Source organism: Pantoea dispersa (assembly GCF_019890955.1).
Lineage (GTDB): Bacteria > Pseudomonadota > Gammaproteobacteria > Enterobacterales > Enterobacteriaceae > Pantoea > Pantoea dispersa.
Genome location: NZ_CP082346.1, coordinates 1,951,864 through 1,972,092 on the forward strand (window position 1 = coordinate 1,951,864; position 20,229 = coordinate 1,972,092).

Genomic DNA, 20,229 nt, shown 5'->3' on the forward strand with positions numbered 1-20,229 from the left:
ATTCGACGGTGGATAAGAAAATCGACATCAAGCAATTGATTTATTTGTGCAATCTGGAGCGCGAGCGCCATTTTGGCCGCGCGGCGGAGGCCAGCTTCGTCAGCCAGCCCACGCTCTCGATGCGGCTTAAAAATCTTGAGCGTGAGCTGGGGCTGTCGCTGATCAATCGCAGCAACAACTTCGACGGCTTCACGCCAGAAGGGGAACGCGTGCTGACGTGGGCGCGCGAAATTGTTTCGGTGTATCAGGGACTGAAGCTGGAAGTGGAGTCGCTTAAGCACGGCGTCAACGGCACGCTGCGGCTGGGCGTAATGCCACAGTGCAGCGTGGCGCTGCCGGCGTTACTGAAAGCGGTGGAAGCGCGCTATCCGCAACTCGACTATCGCGTTTCCGCCATGAGCGCCGATCAACTGCTGGAAGCGCTTAACAGTCACACCGTGGACGGCGGTATCGGCTTTTTTGAGCTAACGTCACTGCGGGAACTGCATTTCCAGACCGCGCTGCTCAACGATCGCGGCGTCGAAGCGATTTTCCATCCCGATCATTTCCCGGCGCTGCTGCAGCATGAGCGGCTGTCGCTGCACACGCTGGCGAGCCAGCCGCTGTGCCTGGCCGAGCCCACGCGCTATTTTCGGCGTTACCTCGACGGACAGCTGCGTGAAACCGGCGTGCTGCCGCGGGTGATTGTGGAAAGCGCCTCGGTGATGCAGCTGATTCAGAGTGCGCAGGTTGGCCTGGGCGTCATGGTGTCGCCCTGTGGCCATCTGCTACCGGAAATGCTGCACAATCTGGCGCGCCGGCCAATTGATATCGCGCCGATGGGACGTCAGGCGGCGCTGGTGATTGCCGAGCCGGGCAGGGCGTCGCCGCTGTCACAGCACTTCTTTGACGAAGCACGCCGCCACCTGGCGGATTAGCGCGCTTCGCCCAGCGCCATCAGCAGTCGATCCTGCCAGCTGGCAAATGCCACCGCCTGCATCAGCGTGAACAGGCGCTCGCTGCCCCAGCCCGCGTTTAACAGCGGCTGCAGATGGGCAGCACTGAAGCGCTCCGGCAGCCGGGTAAGCTGGGCGCTTAGCGCTATAACCTGATGCGTCAGGCTGTCATCGCTGGCCTGATCCACACCGTGCAGCAAATGCGTGCGCCAGCCGTTCGCCAGCTGCGCGAACTGGCGTCGGCAGCCCAGCACGCGCGCGCTGACTGCCTGCGCCAGCTGTTCCTCTTCCCCACCATAAGCCTCAAGCCGCTGACGCAGCGTCGCCCAGCCATACAGCGCCTGGGCATCGTGCACCAGCAGCCAGACGGCGTCGTCGAGTCCGGCCATACCCTGACAAAAGGTCACCGCCGCCAGCTGGTCAGCACTGGCATAACGCAGCTCAACCGGCTTGATGGCGTGCTGCCAGGCAGCAGCCTGACTGAACAGCGCCGCATCGGCGTCGGCGGGCGGCGTGACGCCAGGGATCCAGCGCACCGGCAGGCCCATCATCGCCTGAAGCGCGGCGACCACGCGCGCCTGATAGCTGACGTAGCCTACTAGCTGGTTGAGCGTAACGATATCGGGTTCAGTCAGGCCTACCGCATCCAGTGCGCTGATGCTGCTGGCGGTAATCAGCTCAGGCTGCATCGCCAGCTGGCGCGCATACTGCGTGATTTGCGTCAGGCGATTATTGCTCTCGCGCGAAGAATCCGGTCCCGGCAGCGGATTAAGCCGCGCCGAGTAGTGATTGCACAGCCGCTGCACGCCAGCCACCTGCGCCACCGTGAGTGCGGTGCTGAGACGATCGTACAGCGTTAGCGTGTGGGTCAGCGAGGTGCTGACCGCATCGGGAAGCAGGGTATGGCTCAGGTCGCGTGCCGCCTGTAGCACTGGCTGAAAGCGCTGCAGCAACGGCAGCAGGGCGCTGGCTTCCTGCTGCAGGCCGAGCAGAAAGCGGTCATCAATATGAGCGGCTTCGGGAACCAGGGGAGCAGCAGCGGACGTATGCGGGCGAGTCTGGCTTTCATAAAACCAGTGGTCATGGCCGGGAGAACGGCGGTGTTCCATGGTCATTCCTTTCGCAAAAAACGGACTGAGTGCACAACGGGCAAATCTGAAAAGCACATCGCCACTCAAGGGCTAGCTTATCGTCGCTGAACGGCTGTCCACGGCAAAAGAATGATGGGGAATAATTAATAGCGTGTGGCTATAAGGCGGGAGAGAAAAGAAAAAGGGCGAGCACCTGGCTCGCCCGCAGAACTCATTTAAGTTCCAGCTCGTTCATCGCGGCAATGCTGAAGCCGCCATCCACGTGCACCACTTCACCGGTGATACCACCCGCCAGGTCTGAACACAGGAAGGCCGCAGAGTTACCCACGTCTTCGATAGTGACGGTACGGCGAATCGGGGTAACCGCTTCGCAGTGTGCCAGCATCTTACGGAAATCTTTAATGCCTGATGCGGCCAGGGTACGGATTGGACCGGCAGACACGGCGTTAACACGCACGCCTTCCGGACCCATCGCGTTCGCCATGTAACGCACGTTGGCTTCCAGCGACGCTTTCGCCAGACCCATCACGTTGTAGTTAGGGATAGCGCGCTCTGCACCCAGGTAAGAGAGGGTCAGCAGTGCTGCGTTCGGGTTCAGCATCGCGCGGCACTCTTTGGCCATCGCCACAAAGCTGTAGGCGCTGATGTCGTGCGCGATTTTGAAGCCTTCACGGGTAACGGCGTTCACGTAGTCGCCATCCAGCTGGTCGCCCGGGGCGAAGCCGATGGAGTGAACAAAGCCGTCAAATTTTGGCCAGGTTTTTGCCAGTTCAGTGAACAGGGCAGTGATGCTCTCGTCTTCTGCCACATCGCACGGCAGAACAATGTCTGAACCCAGTTCTTTAGCGAACTCTTCCACGCGACCTTTCAGTTTGTCGTTCTGGTAGGTGAAAGCCAGTTCTGCGCCCTGTTTGTGCATCGCCTGCGCAATACCGTAGGCGATGGAAAGTTTACTGGCAACGCCAGTAATCAGAATGCGCTTACCGGAAAGAAAACCCATAGCTGTAATCCTTATGGTCATTGTTGTTGGCGGTCGCGATGATTAAAAATTGTGCGACCGACGTTAATCGACGTGCGGATTCTAGCACGTCTGTATCAAATGGGGTAAATCGCGCCGCGTTTTCCGCTACGGCCGTAGCACTCAACGCTCGCGCCGCCACGCCTCGGCGGTTAACGCTTCGCCAAAATGGCTGGCAATCAGCCGTTTGGTTAAGTCGTGCAGCGGCGAGGCCAGCACGTCAGCGGTGCCGCCGCGCTCCACCACTTCGCCCTGATGCATCACCAGCACCTGATCGCTGATGTGCTTCATCATGCCAAGATGCTGAGTAACATAAATATAGGCGATGCCGTGTTTCTCCTGCAGCTCGAGCATCAGGTTCACCAGCTGCGAACGCATGGTCATGTCCAGCGAGGCGAGGGCTTCATCGGCAACAATCACCTTCGGCTGCAGAATCAGCGCGCGCGCCAGCGCCAGACGCTGCTTCTGGCCAGGGGCCAGCATGTGCGGATAGTAGCCGGCGTGGTCGCGCAGCAGCCCGACCTGACGCAGCGTGGCAATGATGCGCTTTTCGCGTGCTTCATCATCAAGATCGGTATTCAGCCGCAGCGGAAAATCAAGGATCTGGCTGACGCGCTGGCGCGGATTGAGCGACGTCGACGGATCCTGAAAAATCATGCGAATCCGCTGGCTGCGGTAGCCGTAATCGCCATAAGAGAGCGGGTGATCGTCGATCAGCATCTCGCCTTCACTTGGCGCCACCATGCCGCTCAGCATCTTCGCCAGCGTGGATTTGCCCGAACCGTTCTCGCCGATAATGGCCAGCGTCTGCTTTTCGCGCAGGGTAAAACTGACGTTTTTCACCGCTTCAACATGCTGGCGCCGGAACAGCCCGGTGCGGTAGCGGTAGGTTTTGCTCAGGTTGCGCACTTCCAGCAGGGTTTCCATTATTGGCTCTCCATATTCAGCGGGAAGTGACAGGCATAAAGATGCGCTTTAGTGCCGCTCAGGCGCGGCGTTTCGATGCATTTACGCTGCGCGTAAGGGCAGCGCGGACCGAGACGGCAGCCAATCGGCAGATGTTCCAGCGACGGTATCGCGCCGGACAGCGTATTCAGGCGGCTTTTATGCGGCAGCGCGCGGCCAAAGTCGGGCATGGCGCGGATCAGCGCCTGGGTATACGGATGGTGCGGCGTTTCCATCAGATCGTCACTCTGCGCGGTTTCCACCGTTTGTCCGCAGTACATCACGTTGATGCGGTCCGCCCACTGACTCATGGTGCGCAGGTCATGGCTGATCAGCAAAATCGTGGTGTTGTTATTCTGATTGAGGCGGCTCAGCAGACGGAAAATCTGCGCCTGGGTGGTGGGCTCCATGGCATTGGTCGGCTCATCGGCAATCAGCAGGCGCGGCTGATTGGCCAGCGCGATGGCGATCATCACCTTCTGACATTCGCCTTCGGTCAGCTCATAAGGGAAGCTGCGCATAATGTCTTTGTGATCTTTAATGCCGACGCGGTGCAGCAGCTCAATGGCGCGCTCTTTGCGCCAGAACCACAGGCGCTGATACCAGCGGCCTTTAAAGGTCCAGCGTGGAATGGCCTGCATCAGCTGGCGGCCGACACTTTCAGAAGGGTCAAGACAGGATTGCGGCTCCTGAAAAATCATCGACACGTTATGGCCAACGATGCGCCGCCGTTCGCGCGGCGACAGGCGCAGCAGATCGATATCATCGAACACCATGCGATCGGCGGTGACGCGCCAGTTATCTTTGGTCACGCCGCAGATGGCTTTCGCCACCAGACTTTTCCCCGAGCCGGATTCGCCCACCAGGCCACGCACTTCGCCCTCGTTTAGCGTCAGATTGATGCGATCGACCGCTTTCACCGGACCTTCAGCGGTCATGAATTCAATGGTCAGATTTCGGATGTCCAGTAACGGCATTATTCCACTCCCGCAGCGACGGCGCGACGGATGCCATCGCCCAGCAGGTTAACAATCAATACGCTTACCATCAGCGCGGCACCCGGCAGCATCACCGTCCACGGTGCCACGTAAATCAGCTCCAGCGCGTCACCCAGCATCGCACCCCATTCGGGCGAGGGCAGCTGCGCGCCGAGGTCAAGAAAGCCGAGCGCGGCGATGTCGAGGATCGCCATCGACAGCGAGCGGGTAAATTCACTGACCAGCAGCGGCAGGACGTTTGGCAGCACCGCATTCCACAGAATGTTCAGGTTGCGCGCGCCATCCAGCCGCAGCGCCACCACATACTCTTTTTCCATCTCGTCATGCACTGCCGTGTAGATTTCGCGCACCAGACGCGGGATCAGCGCCAGCAGTACCGCCAGCATCGCATGCTCCAGCCGCGGGCCAAGAAAGGCCACCACGATAATCGCCAGCAGCAGAGAGGGAATCGACAGCAGCGTATCCAGCACGTGATTCATCACCGCCGAGCGTAAACCGTGGGTAATCCCCGCCAGCACGCCCAGCAGCAGCGCGCAGATTGCTGCCAGCACCGTAACCAGCAGCGCAGAGCCAACCGTCGGTGCCACGCCGCTCAGTAAACGGCTTAGCACATCGCGCCCGAGATCGTCAGTGCCGAGAAAGAAGGAGACATCGCCGTAGCGCGACCACGACGGCGGCAACAGCTGATAGCCGAGAAACTGCTGGTCGATACCGTAAGGCGACAGCAGCCCGCCGAACAGGCAGAGAAACAGCAGGATGCCGAAGCCGTACAGGCCAATCATGGCGCTGGTATCGCGATAAAAGCGCTGCCAGCTGAGGCGAAACGCACTCGGCAGCCGCTTCTCGGCGTAGATGTTATCTGAGGGCATACGTATCCGTTTTACTATGGTTTAATTCGCGCAATTTTTATTCAAAAAATTCATATCAGGCGGTTATCTCGATTTCGTTTTTTTCGGTATCGCTGGAGGGCAAGCCCATCCAGCTAACTATAGGGGATTATCCGTCGATATCCCTGTCGCAGGCAAGGGAAGGGCGTCAGCAATATAGTCTGTTAATCACCGAGGGGCTAGATCCTCGTCAGCTGGTAGCTCCAGACCGCATAAAAAATTGAAAGCGACATTGGCTGTCCATCAACAATGGCTGGTTTTAAATGTGTGCTTCCGGAAAGCGCCCCCGGTATCAGTTGCAAAGAAAATGAAGCTCTTATAATCGATTCCTGTATGAGCCGGCTGAAGCAAATGTGCCCGGATAAATTTCCAGATTGCAAAAGAGTTCATGGAAGGCTGCCTGGCGATGCTGGATGTCAGGCTGAAGATGGATAGCTGGGACTGAGAAAAGGCCCTGAGGTGGGCCTTTAATTATTATGGTAACAGGAGACCGACAAAAGCGAAAACGATGAAACATGCCGTAGCTGCAAACCACAGTGCAGAAAAAAGCTTCATCCAGCGGGGTATTTTGATGTTTTCATCATCAAAGAAGGCGTATGCCGGGTCATTAATGTCCATAAGAAATATTTTCTTCATCTGGCTCAGCTTTATAAAAAACCGTATAACCGGAAATGCACCAAAAAATCCCACCATGTAATAGAAAGAACAAGGGGCGGGGAATTTATATTTCATGCTGTAAGAAGAGATTAGTTTATAATAGTCTTTTCTTTTTGCCACATAGACAAGAAATGAAAAAAATATCAGCCCACTACCCACTAAGCCAAAAAATAATGATGTGCTCGCTAATAATTTATCAGTTATCATAGTAGCTCTGTTACTTTATTGACGATCGCTTCTGCACCAGTGCTGCCAAGGTAACCACCTGCTACAGATCCTACAACAGCACATGCCACCCCACCTACACCCACGGTAGCAATACCTACAGCAGCACAAACACCGGCCATTGCAGCACCGCCATATGCACCTCCAACTACTCCTCCGGCAGTGCCAACTATAAATTTTGAGTAGTCTCTTACAGCAATTTTCCCACATTCCCATACTGGCCTCTACTGCAGGCATCCAACACTTCATTCGTGGTCCCAGCAAAAGAAAGGCCAGCACAACTGCTATGTGATCCTTGATACGCACATCTGTAACACCAACGAAACCGTGTCAACCGGCAAGATGGATGTAAAGGGCACAGGCGCGCTCACTGACATGCCGACTAAAGTGATGTCAGTCTGGAGATGGATTGATTCTATACTTTGGCTCTTATAGGGACCATTGAAGTATCATGGCAAAAGCAGGCCAAAAATAGCAAATAACACATAACATGCGGTAGCAGTGAGCCAAAGAAAAGAATAAAGTTTCATCCACTTACGTATTTTCATTTTTCCGTCATCAAAAAAGGAATAAGCGGGATCGTTTAAGTTAATGTAGCTCATTTTTTTCTTTTGGCTTAATCTTATAAAAAATCTAATGACGGGGAATGCCCCAAAAAATCCAGTCATATAATAGAATGTGCAAGGGGCAGGTAATTTATACCTTTCTTGATAAGAGGATACTAAATTAGTGTAATCCTGTCTTTTAAAGATGTAAACGACAAGTGACACGATTAGAAGGACGCAGCCTAAAGCCCCAAAAAACAATGATGAGCCAGCCAATATTTTATTAGTTATCATAATGGTCTATTACTTTGTTGAGTATTGTCTCTGCCCCTGTGCTTCCTACATAACCACCGGCGACTGAACCAACAACTGCGCATGCAACCCCTCCAGCACCCGCTGTTACAATTCCTATAGCAGCACAACCAGCTAATGCGGCAGAACTACCCCATACGCCACCCAGCATGCCCCCACCTGTTGTAAACGCAAATTTTGAATAGTCTTTAACCGCAATTTTCCCACATTCACCTTCCCGGCCTTTACTGCAAGCATCCACCACATCATTTGTGGTCCCAGCAAAAGAAAATCCAATGCCAATAAAACCTCCCATTTTCATGAATCTGGCGGCTTTAGCTGCATTGCCTACATAATAGGAATATCCTGGTATAGCGCCTATACCCACCGTCGACCACTCGTGAACAATCGAACGGCTGGACAAGTTCAGGGCACGTTTCATATTTTCATATTGCTGAAACTTAATGGAGTAACGAGCCAGGTTTTTGAGTAGGGGCTTATTTACAAGTTCTTTTAATTGATTCAGCAACTGATTTCGCTCGACAAAAAACTGCTGTCCAATCAGCGTTCCCTGAGTGCGAAACTGATTCTGATAACTTGCCTCAATTTTCTTTAGCGTCTGCTCAATGGCATTGAAATATTTTTCACCGGCATCTCCGGCGGTTCCGAAAATTTTATCTCCGGCACTGGTTAGCGCCGCAATCATGCCGTAGTGCTTTTGCATAAAACCGGCTTCTTCGACATTAACGCCGATTAATGCATTATTAGTGCGTGATTTTGCCTGTTTTAATGTTGTGAGTGCCTGCATGGTTAGAGGGGCGGGTGTATCCGGGTCAGCTACAATCAGTATCTGTCCCGGCCTTAACCAGGGCGTATCGGCATTTAGTTGCATAAACATGTTTACGGCTGGGCTGCGAATGTCCCTGAAGATCTCCCTTGCCTGATAATCCAGAGATCCGGCGCGTTCTACTACACAATATCCGGGGGCGATGTTACGAGCCATGATTCCATTCTCCAACTATTGGTGTAACAAGCTTAAGTGAGACGCGTCCAATAAAGCTTTCAATAATATAAATAATTCCACTGCGTTACGCAAAAAGAGTTGTAACCTGCTATGTGTGGTCACCACGCACTGAAACATAACATTCGAAATCTCGCAAATCCGCTTCATCCATAATCTGATACCTATGATTTGAAAGCTCTACTCCAGCCTGCGGCCTTTAACTTTCCACCGAATATTAAACTCTGCACAGCTTATTGTGCAGAGCTGGTTATTTACCAGGGTGTTAGTCACTCATCGCCGCAGCTGCCAAAGCATAATAATGTGTCCATTGCAGAGTGCTATAATTATAATTTTGCTGAGTCATTTCATGCATTATATTGATATATAATGCTTTTTATCTAAAGTAAAACTCTATCTGAGGGCATACCACTCCTTGTGTTTCAGCGGATTGAGCGCCGCACCGATAATATCCGACAGTACGTTGACCAGAATCACCAGCCCGCCAACCACCATCACGCCTGCGGAGATCGCCGCGTAATCCTGCTGACGGATGGCGTTAATCAGCCAGCGCCCCAGTCCGGGCCAGTTGAACACCACTTCGGTGATCATCGCCAGCGTCAGCATGGTGGAGAATTGCAGGCCAAGACGCGGGATCACCGGCGGCAGTGCGTTGTGCAACACGTGACGGCGAATCACGGTGAAGCGCGACAAGCCGCGCGTTGCCGCTGCCTTGACATAATTTTTATCCATCACGTCGCTGGTGCTGGTGCGCAGCAGGCGAATCACTTCAGTGGTCGGTGCCACGGCCAGCACGATCACCGGCAGAATCAGATGCGTCAGCGCGCTGACGAGCATCTCGTGCCGCCACGGTGAAGGGCTAAGCCAGGCGTCAATCAGGGCAAAACCAGTAATGTTCTGCACCGGATAGAGCAGGTCGAAACGGCCGGAAACCGGCAGCCAGCCCAGCGTCAGCGAAAACAGCAGGGTAAACAGCAGTGCCAGCCAGAACACCGGCATTGAGAAGCCGAGCAGCGCCAGCGCGCTGATGGCTTTATCCTGCCATTTATTGCGCATCACGCCGGCGCAGATACCGAGCGGAATACCGACCAGCAGCGCCAGCATAAACGCCAGCACGCACAGTTCCAGCGTGGCGGGAAACACCTCGCGCAGCTGTATATCAATTGCCTGACCGTTGGTGCTGGAAACACCGAAATCAAACTGCAGCAGCCCTTTAAACCAGAACCACCAGGCATCGAACAGCGAGGCGCCTTCCAGCGGCGCGTTAGGCGTGAAATAGCTCAGGCTAAAACTCACCAGCGAGAGTAAGAGCAGGGTGATGATCAACAACAGCAGGCGACGCAACAGATAGATGATCATGCTTACTCCTCGCCGTGCTCATCGCGGTAAACCCCGGCGAACGAGGCATTACCGAAGGGACTCAGCACCAGACCTTTAATATCGTGCCGGTAAGCCTGCAGGCGCAGCGACGACGCCAGCGGCAGCACCGGCAGCGCCTGCGCCAGCATCTGCTGGGCGCGATCGTAGCTGTCGATACGCGCCGACAACTGCTGCGACAGCAGCGCGCGCTGCAGCGCCTCATCAAACGCGGGCGAACACCAGTGCGCGTAATTGGTCTGCGAACGAATTGCCGCGCAGCTCAGCAACGGGCGGAAGAAACTGTCCGGATCGTTACTGTCGGTGGCCCAGCCGGTCAGGGTCAAATCGTGATTCATGGCCATCAGCTGTGCTTCCTGAAAACGTCCCTCGACCGGCGCGATGGTGACGCGCACGCCCACCTGCGCCAGATCCGCCTGCAACAGCTCGGCGGTTTTGAGCGGGCTGGGGTTCCACGACATCGAGGTGATCGGCACCACCAGACGCAGATGCAAATCTTCAATGCCCAGCGCTTTTAGTGCCTCACGCGCTTTTGCCGGATTGTATTCCGTCACGCGCGCATCATTATCGTAAGCCCACGAGGCGCGTGGCAGAATCGAGGCTGCGGTTTCCGCCGTGCCGTAATAAATCGACTCCATCAGACGTTCGTTGTTGATCGCCAGCGCCAGCGCGTGGCGCACTTCCGGACGGTCGAGCGGCGGTTTGCGGGTGTTAAACGCCAGATAGGCGATGTTCATGCCCGGACGCAGCGTCATGCGCAGGCGCGGATCGTCGCGCAGAATCGACAGCTGGCTGGCGGCCGGGTAGGCCAGTACGTCACACTCGCCGGTCAGCAATTTCGACAGGCGGCCAGTGCCGCCCACGCCGAGGTCGATCACCACCTGTTGCAGACGCGGCACGCCTTTCCAGTAGTGCGGATTGCGCGCCAGACGCAGATATTGCCCGGTGCGGTACTCACTCAGCTGGAACGGGCCGGTGCCCACCGGCTGGCGATCCAGCTGTTCCTGCTGGCCTGCCGCGCTCAGCTGGCTGGCGTACTCCTGCGACAGCACCGGCGCGTAATGGGTGGCGATATGCCACAGGAACGAGGCGTCCGGGCTGTTGAGGCGGATCTCTACCGTATCGTTATCCAGCTTCTTCACGCTCTGCACCGAGTCGGCAAACTGCAGGCTGTCGAAGTAGGGATAGCTGCCGCCGTTGACGTTATGCCACGGATGCTGGCGATCAAACATGCGGGCAAAGCTAAAGACCACATCGTCGGCGTTCATTTTGCGCGTCGGCGTAAACCAGTTGGTGTGCTGGAACGAAACATCTTTGCGTAAATGAAAGCGGTAAGTCGCGCCGTTATCGCGCACTTCCCAGCTCTGCGCCAGATCGGGGATCAGGCGATAGGTATAAGGGTCGACGTCGAGCAGGCGGTCATACAACTGTGCCGCCAGCGTATCGACCACCAGCCCGCTGCTGACCATCTGCGGGTTGAAGGTGTTAACCGTGCCGTTGACGCAATAGACAAAGCCGCTGTGGCGGATAGAGTCCGCGGGCGCGGCGAGCGCAGAGGCACTCAGGACGCTGAGACCAAGCAGCAGCGCGGGGAATAATTTTGGCATAGAACTCAACGATTCTCGGGCAATAGCGAGAGTGTATCGCAAAGCAAGCGTACTCCCCAAATCCGCCGCGTATCTGCGCTTTTTTTACCCAGCGGGCGACGGGGGTAAGCACAACCTTAGTGTGGAAATGAGAAAAATTCTCAATTAGAGCTTTACAGATGATAATAGGAATGATTATTATTCTTCTGCGCTTCGACGGTGGCTCTACCGAAGAAGAGCACGACATTGCTCACATTGCTTCCAGTATTACGTTGCCCGCACCTCGTGTTGCGGGCTTTTTTTTGCGCCATCGTCAGCCGCGCGTCGTTATGTTCCTTCCGGCAATCCTCATGCGAAATCGGCATCGGTCATTTGTTACGCGCAGGGTAGTCTGGGCTTTTCATCTGCAGAGAAATGATAATGAAAAGAGTGACTTTAACGATGCTGTTACTGGCCAGCGGCAGCGTCGCGGCACACGGCGTTACCCTGCGCATTGCCGATCAAAAGGGCAACATGCGCGCCGAGCTGGAAGCAGCGCAGCAGCTCAACGATCTCTCCTACCGTATCGAATGGGCGGAATTTCCGGCCGCCGCTCCGCTGGCCGAAGCCCTGAATGCCGGGGCGGTTGATGCCGGTATTATTGGTGATGCGCCGTTGCTGTTCTCGCTGGCCGCAGGTTCGCAGGTTAAAGCGGTGGCCGTCAGCAAATCCACCCCGACCGGGCTGGCGGTGCTGGTTGCGCCGGACTCACCCATCAAAACGCCGCGGGATCTGCGCGGTAAACGCATCGCTACCGGGCGCGGGTCGATCGGTCATTTTATCGCGCTGAAAGCGCTGGAAAGTGCCGGGCTGAGCGATAAAGCGGTCAGCTGGCGCTTTCTCACGCCTGCCGATGCGCGCATTGCGCTGGCGAGTGGTTCCGTCGATGCGTGGGCAACCTGGGATCCTTACACCGCGCTGGCAGAAGTAACGCATACCGGGCACGTGCTGATCAACGGCGTGGGGCTCTCCAGCGGCAACAGCTTCCTCGCCGCCACCGATGCGGCACTGAGTGACGCCAGTAAACGTGCGGCGCTGCAGGATTATATTAACCGGCTGGCGGCCGCTGACCGCTGGGCCAATCGCCACGTTGAGGCGTATTCCGCCAGGCTGGCGAAAATCATCGGTTTTCCTCAGGAGGCTGCCGCCAAATCTTTTGCCCGACGTCAGTCACACTGGCAGAGCATTGACGACCACACTGTACAACAGCAGCAGGAAACTGCCGACTTTTATCAAAAGTACGGCCTGATTGCTCAGCCACTCGATGTCAAGCCGACCTTTTATCGCGGTCTGCAGGTGGCACAGCAGTAACCCTTTGTGCGCCGGTATTTGGCGAACAGGCGGGATGCGCGTAGCATGGCGGCATCAAATCCGTGGCGGATAACCCAATGTTAATCAAAACCTTTGATGGTCATAATGACCTGTTGCTCAACCTGTGGTTGCATCATCGCGACGATCCGGCCGCTGCCTTCTTTACCGGTATCGAAAAAGGACATCTCGATTTTCCGCGCATGCAGCAGGGCGGCTTTGCCGGCGGATTGTTTGCGCTGTTTGTGCCGCCGCAGCGCTACGTCAGCGAAGTGGCGCCGCACCTGGCCGGTGAAGCCTGGCAGCCGCTGGAGATCCTGTGGCAGCAGCTGGAGATTCTCAAAACGCTGGTTGCCCGTTCTGACGGCCGGGCGCGCCTGTGCCTCAGCACCGCCGATATCGCCGCCTGCCGGCGCGACGGCGTGCTGGCGATGGTGGCGCACATTGAGGGCGCGGACGGTTTTGACGGCGACGGCGCCGATCTTGCCGCCTTCTGGCAGGCGGGCGTGCGCAGCATCGGTCCGTTCTGGAATCTGGAAAATCGCTTTGGCGCTGGCGTCACCGGCGCGTTTCCCGGTTCGCCGGATAGCGGTCCGGGACTGACCGCAGACGGCGAGCGGCTGATCGCGCTGGCGAATCAGCAGCGCATGATGATCGATGTGTCGCACATGAATGAAAAAGCGTTCTGGGACACGGCCCGGCTCTCATCCGCGCCGCTGGTCGCCAGCCACTCGAATGCGCACGCGCTGTGCGCGCAGCCGCGCAACCTTACCGACGACCAGCTGCGGGCGATTCGCGATAGCGGTGGCGTGGTCGGCATTAATTTCGGCAACGCCTTTCTGCGCGCCGACGGTAAGCGCGACGATGATGGCGGCTTGATCGAAATTGTTAAACACTGTGAGCATCTGATGACTATTATGGGAAGCGATCACGTCGCGCTGGGGTCGGATTTTGACGGCATCAGCGTGCCCGCAGAGCTTAAAGATGTCACCGGTTTGCCGCGGCTGTATGCGCTGATGCGCAGTCTCAACTATGATCAGGCATTGCTGGAACAACTTGCCTGGGGCAACTGGCAGCGGGTATTGCACCAAATCTGGCAGGCGTAAGTGTATTTCCTTACGCAATCAGGGTTGATCTGCTCGCTACATTGGCGCAACATCGCCCCGCGTTATCCATTGCTGGCGGAAGCTTTGTTTCTGTCGCAATGTTTTTAGCAGAGCCTGCTCTGCGTTTTAAGACTATGAGGAAGAATATTATGTGGAAAAAACCTGAGTTTGTTGACCTGCGTCTGGGCCTGGAAGTAACGCTGTACATCTCCAACCGCTAAGACGTCCTGCCCGCCGTTCGTGCGGGCATTTTCTTTTCCTGCTTCGGTCCTTCACATGTTTATTAAAGTCCTCGGTTCGGCGGCTGGCGGTGGCTTTCCGCAGTGGAACTGTAACTGCGCCAACTGCAGCGGGCTGCGTAACGGCACGCTCCAGGCGCAGGCGCGCACCCAATCCTCAATCATTGTCAGCGATAACGGTACCGACTGGGTGCTGTGCAACGCTTCGCCGGACATCAGCCAGCAAATTGCCCGGACACCGGAACTGGTGAAACACGGCGTGCTGCGCGGAACGGCAATTGGCAGCATTATTTTGACGGACAGCCAGATCGATCACACCACCGGTCTGCTGAGCCTGCGTGAGGGCTGTCCGCATCAGGTATGGTGCACGCCGGAAGTGCATGCCGACCTCACCAGCGGCTTCCCGATTTTTACCATGCTGCAGCACTGGAACGGCGGCCTGCAGCATCGTGCGCTCACGCCGCTTGAGCCGTTTCGCGTTGACGTCTGCGCCAGCCTGCAATTCACCGCCATTCCGATTCTCAGCAATGCGCCACCGTATTCGCCGTATCGCGATCGTCCGCTGCCGGGACATAACGTGGCGCTGTTTATCGAAAACACTGCCAGCGGGCAGACGCTGCTGTATGCGCCAGGCCTCGGCGAACCGGATGCAGTGATTATGCCGTGGCTGCAAAAAGCCGACTGCCTGCTGATCGACGGCACCGTGTGGCAGGATGATGAGCTGCTGACCACTGGCGTCGGCAAAAATACCGGCAAAGCCATGGGCCATCTGGCGCTGGCGGAAGAGCAGGGGCTGATGGCGCTGCTGGCCGCGCTGCCGGCCAGACGCAAAATTCTGATTCACATTAACAACACCAATCCGATTCTCAACGAGCATTCGCCGCAGCGCCAGTTCCTGACGCAGCAGGGCATTGAAGTGAGCTGGGACGGCATGGCGATTCATTTGCAGGAGTCCGCATCGTGATCATTACCGAGGCGTTGTCACCCGAAGCCTTTGAACAGGCGCTGCGTGCCAAAGGCGCGTATTACCATATTCATCATCCTTACCATATCGCGATGCACAACGGTGCCGCGACGCGCGAGCAGATTCAGGGCTGGGTGGCAAACCGTTTTTACTATCAGACCAATATTCCGCTGAAAGATGCGGCGATCATGGCCAACTGTCCGGATCCGGCAACGCGCCGTAAATGGGTACAGCGTATCCTCGATCACGACGGTCGTAACGGTGAGGAAGGCGGCATTGAAGCCTGGCTGCAGCTGGGAGAAGCGGTTGGTCTCGATCGCAAAGTCTTGCTGTCAGAGAAGCTGGTGTTGCCGGGCGTACGGTTTGCCGTTGATGCCTATGTCAACTTTGCGCGTCGCGCCAACTGGCATGAAGCGGCGTGCAGCTCGCTCACCGAGCTGTTTGCCCCGCAGATTCACCAGTCGCGCCTCGACAGCTGGCCGCAGCACTATCCGTGGATCAAAGAGGAAGGCTATTTCTACTTCCGCAGCCGCCTGAGCCAGGCGAACCGCGATGTGGAACACGGCCTGGCGCTGGCGCTGGAGGTCTTTACCAGCGCTGAGCAGCAGAACCGTATGCTGGAGATCCTGCAGTTTAAACTCGACATTCTCTGGACCATGCTGGATGCCATGACCATGGCATACGCGCTGCAGCGTCCGCCGTACCACACGGTGACCGATCAGGTCGCCTGGCACAGTACAAGACTGGTGTAATCACATGAAAGAGACTCTGATTCCGGCGTTTCGCCGCGGCTATCGTCTGCAGTGGGAAGCCGCGCAGGACAGCCACGTGGTGCTTTACCCGGAAGGGATGGCGAAGCTGAATGAAACCGCTGCCGCCATTCTGGAACTGGTGACCGGCAAGCAGGATGTGGCGGCCATTATCGCCACGCTCAATGCGCGTTTTCCGGAGGCGGGTGGTGTCGATGATGACGTCAAAGACTTCCTGCAATCGGCCATTGAACAGAAGTGGATCCAGTGTCGTGAACCCGAATAAACCTGGCGTGAATGCGCCGCTGTGGCTGCTGGCGGAGCTGACTTATCGCTGCCCGCTGCAGTGCCCTTACTGCTCGAACCCGCTGGATTTCTCCCAGCAGGAACAGGAGCTGAGCACCGAACAGTGGATTGAGGTGTTCCGCCAGGCACGCGCCATGGGCAGCGTGCAGCTGGGGTTTTCCGGTGGTGAACCGCTGACGCGCAAAGATCTGCCGGAGCTGATTCGCGCCGCGCGCGATCTGGGCTTTTACACCAACCTGATCACCTCCGGCATTGGCCTGACGGAGAAAAAGCTCGATGCCTTCGCCGACGCCGGGCTGGATCACATCCAGATCAGTTTCCAGGCGAGCGATGAAACGCTGAACGCCGCGCTGGCCGGTTCGCAGAAGGCGTTTCAGCAGAAGCTGGCGATGGCAAAAGCGGTGAAAAAGCACGGCTACCCGATGGTGCTAAACTTCGTGCTGCACCGCCATAACATCGACCAGATCGATAAAGTCATCGATCTGTGTATCGAGCTGGAGGCGGATGATGTCGAGCTGGCCACCTGTCAGTTCTACGGCTGGGCGCATCTTAACCGTCAGGGATTACTGCCAACGCGCGAGCAGATTGCCCGCGCCGAAGCGGTGGTTGCGCGCTACCGTGAGCGCATGGGCAGCAGCGGTAATCTCACCAATCTGCTGTTCGTCACGCCGGATTACTACGAAGAGCGGCCCAAACCCTGTATGGGCGGTTGGGGATCGATATTTCTCAGCGTGACGCCGGAAGGTACGGCGTTACCCTGTCACAGTGCGCGCCAGCTGCCGGTGCAGTTCCCTTCAGTGCTGGAGCAGAACCTGGAGGATATCTGGTACAACTCGTTTGGCTTCAATCGCTATCGCGGCTTCGACTGGATGCCGGAACCGTGCCGCTCATGCGATGAGAAAGAGAAAGATTTCGGCGGTTGCCGCTGCCAGGCATACATGCTGACCGGCGATGCCGACAACACCGACCCGGTGTGCAGCAAGTCGCCGCATCATGGAAAAATTCTTGAGGCACGCCGCGAAGCCAGCTGCAGCGATATCAAAATCGCCCAGCTGCAGTTCCGTAACCGCAGCAATTCTGAGCTGATTTTCAAACAGCGGGTCACCTGATGTGCGAACGCAGCCTGACGCTGGCTAACGGTCTGCGCTGTCATCTGTCGCACCAGCCCGACGCGCGGGAAAGCGCGGCGCTGGTGCGCGTCGGCGCGGGCAGCCTGCACGAACCCGATCGCTGGCCCGGCCTGGCGCATCTGCTGGAACATCTGCTGTTTTGCGGCAGCGCGGGCTTTACCGGCGATGAGCGCCTGATGCCGTGGCTGCAGCAACAGGGTGGTCAGGTGAATGCCACCACGCAACTCAGCCGCAGTGCCTGGTTCTTCCAGCTGCCGGCGCAGGCGCTGGCGGCGGGCGTGGCAAGGCTGGCAGATATGCTGGCTGCGCCACTGCTGACCGGTACGGCGATTACACAGGAAGCGGCGGTCATTGAGGCAGAATATCAGCTGCTGCGGCATCATGCCGAAACGCTGAGTGAAGCAGCGCTGCTCGACGCGGCCGGTGGCGCACTGCGCCGCTTTCGCGTCGGGAGTGCGGCGACTTTTGGTGACAACGTAACGGAGCTGCAGCAGGCGCTACGGCTATTTCATCAGCAGCATTTCGTCGCCGCCAACCAGCGGCTGTGGCTGAGCGGACCGCAATCGCTGGATGAATTACAGCAGCTGGCTGAGGCGTTTGCTGTTCGCCAGTCAGGCGGTGCGGCGCACTCCTTATTGCCAGCCATTTCCGCGCCGGAGCCAGTTGAAACGCTCATCCAGCTTGCCGATGAAGAGTCATTCTGGCTTAGCCTGTTTATCACCGGCGAAGAAAACGCTTTGCGTGACAACGTCACATTGCTGGAGACTTTCTGGCAGGATGAAGCCCCTGGCAGCCTGATGGCGCAGCTGCGCAGCGAGCAACTGTGCGCATCGCTGCAGTGTGAATGGCTGTGGCAGAACGCCGATCATAGCTGGCTGGCGTTGCGCTTCAGTGCGCCAGCGCTGTCAGCGTCGGCGGCAAGACGCATTGAACAGCTCTTCTGGCAGCATCTGCGTGCGGTGCGCGCCGCCACGCCAGCGCAACATCGCCACTATTTGCAACTGGCACAGCAGGATTTCGCTGCGCTGTCGCCGCTGACGCAGCTGCGCGGACGGGCGCTGGGATCGGCGCCATCAGCTGACATTCCCGCAGATTTCACCGGTTTTATCGCCGCACTGCCACAGGCCTCGTGTACGCGGCTGCTGACGCAGCGACAGCTGTCCGCCGCGCCTTATACCACGCAGGGATTCTGTCTGCAGCGCGCGCCATGGCCACAGACTGCGGCTGGCCCGGTCACGCCGGTTAACTGGTCATTTTATCCGTGCGCTGACGCCCTGCATTTGCCGGAACTCCCGGCAAATTGCGCGCCGTTACTGCGCGCAAATCCGGTGCAGCCGCGGGAAATGCTGCTGGTGCGCCCGGCGTTTTATCACACCCTGAGTGACGAGGCGGCGTTAAGCTGGCAGCAGCAGCTGCGCCCACGGCTGGCCGCACTGCGCCATGCCGGTGGCAGCGGACGCTGGCAACAGCAGCAGGGCGTCTGGCAACTGGTGATTGATCTGCCTGACGATGCAATGCCCGCGCTGCAACAGCTGCCTGGCGTGCTGGCGGCGCTGAATGCGCCGGTGCTGCCGCAACCGCACCGCGCTGCACAAAGTATTGTGATTCGTCAGTTGCTGGAAGCGCTACCGCAGCAGCTGCTGGCCCCGGCTGCGCATCCTGCATGGCAGGCCGCCTGGTGCGGCCACAGCGAAAGCGTCAGTCTGCACGCCGCGCACGGGCTGAGCGAGGTGGTCCGGACTCAGCCTGCGCCGGCGCGCGCGGCTACACTACAGCACGGCGTCAGCGCGCTGCGCTGTGCGGCGAACGATCAGGCCTTGTTGCTGTTTATTCCGCTGCCCGCTGCCGATGATGCCAGCCTCGCGGCGCTGCGTGCGCTGGCGCTGATGTTTGAACCACGCTTCTTTCAGCGCCTGCGGGTCGGGCAACAGATTGGCTATGTGGTGTCAGCGCGCTACCAGCGCGTGGCGGATGTGGATGGACTGCAGCTGGCGCTGCAATCACCGTCCATTGGCTGGCGTACACTGCTGCAACACTGCAAAGCGTTTTTGCGCGACATGGTGAGTGAACTCGCCGCCATCAACGATGAAACGCTGCGGGGCTGGCAGGCAACGCTGCTGGCGCAGTGCCAGCCACACCAGAACGCCGACGCCGCCAGTGAGGCACTGCGAAAACAGCAGGGACTGCCGGTGCTTACGCCAGAAGCGGTCGCCGCGCTCACGTTACCCCAGCTGCAGCGGCTGCATCAGCGCCTGCTGCGCGAACGCCGCCGCTGGCGTTTACTGATTAATCAACGTGAATAATTTCTCCCTCTCTGCAGTCAGCCTGCTCCCGCTGGCATAAAGACAAAAGTTTACACAGCAGGGGTTGGTGTTTCTGCTGCTTTTGCATAAACTGGCCGCACTTTTCTCTGAGGCTGTGGCATGACGATATCGCCCCAACGCGCAAAATGGATTCTGGCACTGGTTTGTCTGGTGCTGGCATTTTGTCTCGTCCAGCGCAGCTTCAATCTCCCGACCCAGCCTGTCGTTAGCATTACTGCTCACAGCGCCGCCGTTGATGACGGTGCCAGCAGTGATAAACCCTGTGCGCTGGGCGCTAAGTCACTCAGCGGCAGCGCGCCGCTGCTTGATACCGCGCTGCCGTTCCTCGTACTGCTGCTCGCGTTGATCGCCACGCTATTTCAGACTTCGTCTGCTACCGTCTGGCGGCGTGAACCGCTGTTTGTGCCGCTGCGACGGCGCCATCTCACGCTCTGCGTCTTCCGGGAATAACACCACGCGTTCCACCGCGTAAACCCTGTTATTCACCG

General features: G+C 57.5%; 20 protein-coding genes and 2 pseudogenes. 12 read left to right on the top strand and 10 right to left on the bottom strand.

Going from position 1 to position 20,229, the window contains the following annotated elements; translation table 11 throughout:
- The first annotated feature begins 20 nt into the window (after nucleotides 1-20).
- Nucleotides 21-917 (top strand): LysR family transcriptional regulator, encoded by an 897-nt coding sequence (locus K7H94_RS09015; protein ID WP_215801111.1) that lies wholly within the window; start codon nucleotides 21-23, stop codon nucleotides 915-917.
- On the opposite strand, the gene K7H94_RS09020 is transcribed toward K7H94_RS09015, so the two are convergent.
- From K7H94_RS09020 to sapC, 5 genes are all read right to left on the bottom strand, one after another.
- Nucleotides 914-2,044 (bottom strand): CMD domain-containing protein, encoded by a 1,131-nt coding sequence (locus K7H94_RS09020; RefSeq protein WP_215800074.1) that lies wholly within the window; start codon nucleotides 2,042-2,044, stop codon nucleotides 914-916. The two genes, K7H94_RS09015 and K7H94_RS09020, sit on opposite strands and share 4 nt — an antisense overlap.
- Nucleotides 2,045-2,237: 193 nt before the next feature.
- Nucleotides 2,238-3,026, bottom strand: a complete 789-nt coding sequence (fabI, locus tag K7H94_RS09025; RefSeq protein ID WP_021505963.1) for an enoyl-ACP reductase FabI — start codon at nucleotides 3,024-3,026, stop codon at nucleotides 2,238-2,240.
- Between the two features lie 141 nt (nucleotides 3,027-3,167).
- The gene (gene sapF / locus K7H94_RS09030; RefSeq protein ID WP_058758607.1) at nucleotides 3,168-3,971 is read right to left on the bottom strand and encodes a putrescine export ABC transporter ATP-binding protein SapF; all 804 of its coding nucleotides are present in this window, start codon (nucleotides 3,969-3,971) and stop codon (nucleotides 3,168-3,170) included.
- Nucleotides 3,971-4,966 (bottom strand): putrescine export ABC transporter ATP-binding protein SapD, encoded by a 996-nt coding sequence (sapD, locus tag K7H94_RS09035; RefSeq protein WP_021505966.1) that lies wholly within the window; start codon nucleotides 4,964-4,966, stop codon nucleotides 3,971-3,973. Before sapD ends, sapF begins: the two co-directional genes overlap by 1 nt.
- Nucleotides 4,966-5,856, bottom strand: coding sequence for a putrescine export ABC transporter permease SapC (gene sapC, locus K7H94_RS09040; protein ID WP_021505967.1), 891 nt, complete (start codon nucleotides 5,854-5,856; stop codon nucleotides 4,966-4,968). Before sapC ends, sapD begins: the two co-directional genes overlap by 1 nt.
- 78 nt (nucleotides 5,857-5,934) lie before the next feature.
- On the opposite strand from sapC, the pseudogene K7H94_RS22990 reads away from it, so the two are divergent.
- Together K7H94_RS22990 and K7H94_RS09050 are read left to right on the top strand one after the other, a co-directional pair.
- Nucleotides 5,935-6,092 (top strand): annotated as a pseudogene (locus tag K7H94_RS22990) (Arm DNA-binding domain-containing protein); the annotation flags it as partial.
- Nucleotides 6,093-6,105: 13 nt separating this feature from the next.
- Complete coding sequence (locus K7H94_RS09050) at nucleotides 6,106-6,309, top strand: hypothetical protein (RefSeq protein WP_420874728.1); 204 nt, start codon at nucleotides 6,106-6,108, stop codon at nucleotides 6,307-6,309.
- Nucleotides 6,310-6,348: 39 nt separating this feature from the next.
- On the opposite strand, the gene K7H94_RS09055 is transcribed toward K7H94_RS09050, so the two are convergent.
- The 5 genes and pseudogenes from K7H94_RS09055 to sapA all read right to left on the bottom strand — a co-directional run bounded on the left by K7H94_RS09055 (nucleotide 6,349) and on the right by sapA (nucleotide 11,597).
- Nucleotides 6,349-6,738 carry a hypothetical protein gene (locus tag K7H94_RS09055; protein WP_222951988.1) on the bottom strand — a complete coding sequence of 130 codons (390 nt, stop codon included), beginning with the start codon at nucleotides 6,736-6,738 and terminating at the stop codon, nucleotides 6,349-6,351.
- Nucleotides 6,728-7,030: pseudogene (locus K7H94_RS22995) on the bottom strand (hypothetical protein); the annotation flags it as partial. The pseudogene K7H94_RS22995 and the gene K7H94_RS09055, both read right to left, overlap by 11 nt.
- Before the next feature lie 554 nt (nucleotides 7,031-7,584).
- Nucleotides 7,585-8,595, bottom strand: a complete 1,011-nt coding sequence (locus tag K7H94_RS09060) for a hypothetical protein (RefSeq protein ID WP_222951989.1) — start codon at nucleotides 8,593-8,595, stop codon at nucleotides 7,585-7,587.
- Between the two features lie 411 nt (nucleotides 8,596-9,006).
- On the bottom strand, nucleotides 9,007-9,972 hold the full coding sequence (gene sapB, locus K7H94_RS09065; RefSeq protein ID WP_222951990.1) for a putrescine export ABC transporter permease SapB: 966 nt from the start codon (nucleotides 9,970-9,972) through the stop codon (nucleotides 9,007-9,009).
- A gap of 2 nt (nucleotides 9,973-9,974) precedes the next feature.
- Nucleotides 9,975-11,597 carry an ABC transporter substrate-binding protein SapA gene (gene sapA / locus K7H94_RS09070; RefSeq protein ID WP_222951991.1) on the bottom strand — a complete coding sequence of 541 codons (1,623 nt, stop codon included), beginning with the start codon at nucleotides 11,595-11,597 and terminating at the stop codon, nucleotides 9,975-9,977.
- Nucleotides 11,598-11,996: 399 nt separating this feature from the next.
- On the opposite strand from sapA, the gene K7H94_RS09075 reads away from it, so the two are divergent.
- From K7H94_RS09075 to K7H94_RS09115, 9 genes are all read left to right on the top strand, one after another.
- A complete protein-coding gene (locus K7H94_RS09075; RefSeq protein ID WP_222951992.1) occupies nucleotides 11,997-12,926 on the top strand; it encodes an ABC transporter substrate-binding protein in 930 nt (309 codons plus the stop codon).
- Between the two features lie 83 nt (nucleotides 12,927-13,009).
- Nucleotides 13,010-14,029, top strand: a complete 1,020-nt coding sequence (locus tag K7H94_RS09080; RefSeq protein ID WP_245001415.1) for a dipeptidase — start codon at nucleotides 13,010-13,012, stop codon at nucleotides 14,027-14,029.
- Nucleotides 14,030-14,178: 149 nt separating this feature from the next.
- Nucleotides 14,179-14,250, top strand: coding sequence for a pyrroloquinoline quinone precursor peptide PqqA (pqqA, locus tag K7H94_RS09085; RefSeq protein ID WP_010617686.1), 72 nt, complete (start codon nucleotides 14,179-14,181; stop codon nucleotides 14,248-14,250).
- Between the two features lie 55 nt (nucleotides 14,251-14,305).
- Nucleotides 14,306-15,232 carry a pyrroloquinoline quinone biosynthesis protein PqqB gene (pqqB, locus tag K7H94_RS09090; protein WP_021505973.1) on the top strand — a complete coding sequence of 309 codons (927 nt, stop codon included), beginning with the start codon at nucleotides 14,306-14,308 and terminating at the stop codon, nucleotides 15,230-15,232.
- Nucleotides 15,229-15,984 carry a pyrroloquinoline-quinone synthase PqqC gene (pqqC, locus tag K7H94_RS09095; RefSeq protein ID WP_222951994.1) on the top strand — a complete coding sequence of 252 codons (756 nt, stop codon included), beginning with the start codon at nucleotides 15,229-15,231 and terminating at the stop codon, nucleotides 15,982-15,984. Before pqqB ends, pqqC begins: the two co-directional genes overlap by 4 nt.
- Before the next feature lie 4 nt (nucleotides 15,985-15,988).
- On the top strand, nucleotides 15,989-16,267 hold the full coding sequence (pqqD, locus tag K7H94_RS09100; protein WP_021505975.1) for a pyrroloquinoline quinone biosynthesis peptide chaperone PqqD: 279 nt from the start codon (nucleotides 15,989-15,991) through the stop codon (nucleotides 16,265-16,267).
- Nucleotides 16,254-17,396, top strand: a complete 1,143-nt coding sequence (pqqE, locus tag K7H94_RS09105) for a pyrroloquinoline quinone biosynthesis protein PqqE (protein ID WP_222951995.1) — start codon at nucleotides 16,254-16,256, stop codon at nucleotides 17,394-17,396. Before pqqD ends, pqqE begins: the two co-directional genes overlap by 14 nt.
- Entirely contained in the window at nucleotides 17,396-19,720 is a 2,325-nt protein-coding gene (gene pqqF / locus K7H94_RS09110) for a pyrroloquinoline quinone biosynthesis protein PqqF (protein WP_222951996.1), read from the top strand. Before pqqE ends, pqqF begins: the two co-directional genes overlap by 1 nt.
- Nucleotides 19,721-19,840: 120 nt before the next feature.
- Nucleotides 19,841-20,191 (top strand): hypothetical protein, encoded by a 351-nt coding sequence (locus K7H94_RS09115; RefSeq protein ID WP_058758599.1) that lies wholly within the window; start codon nucleotides 19,841-19,843, stop codon nucleotides 20,189-20,191.
- The last annotated feature ends 38 nt before the right edge of the window (nucleotides 20,192-20,229 follow it).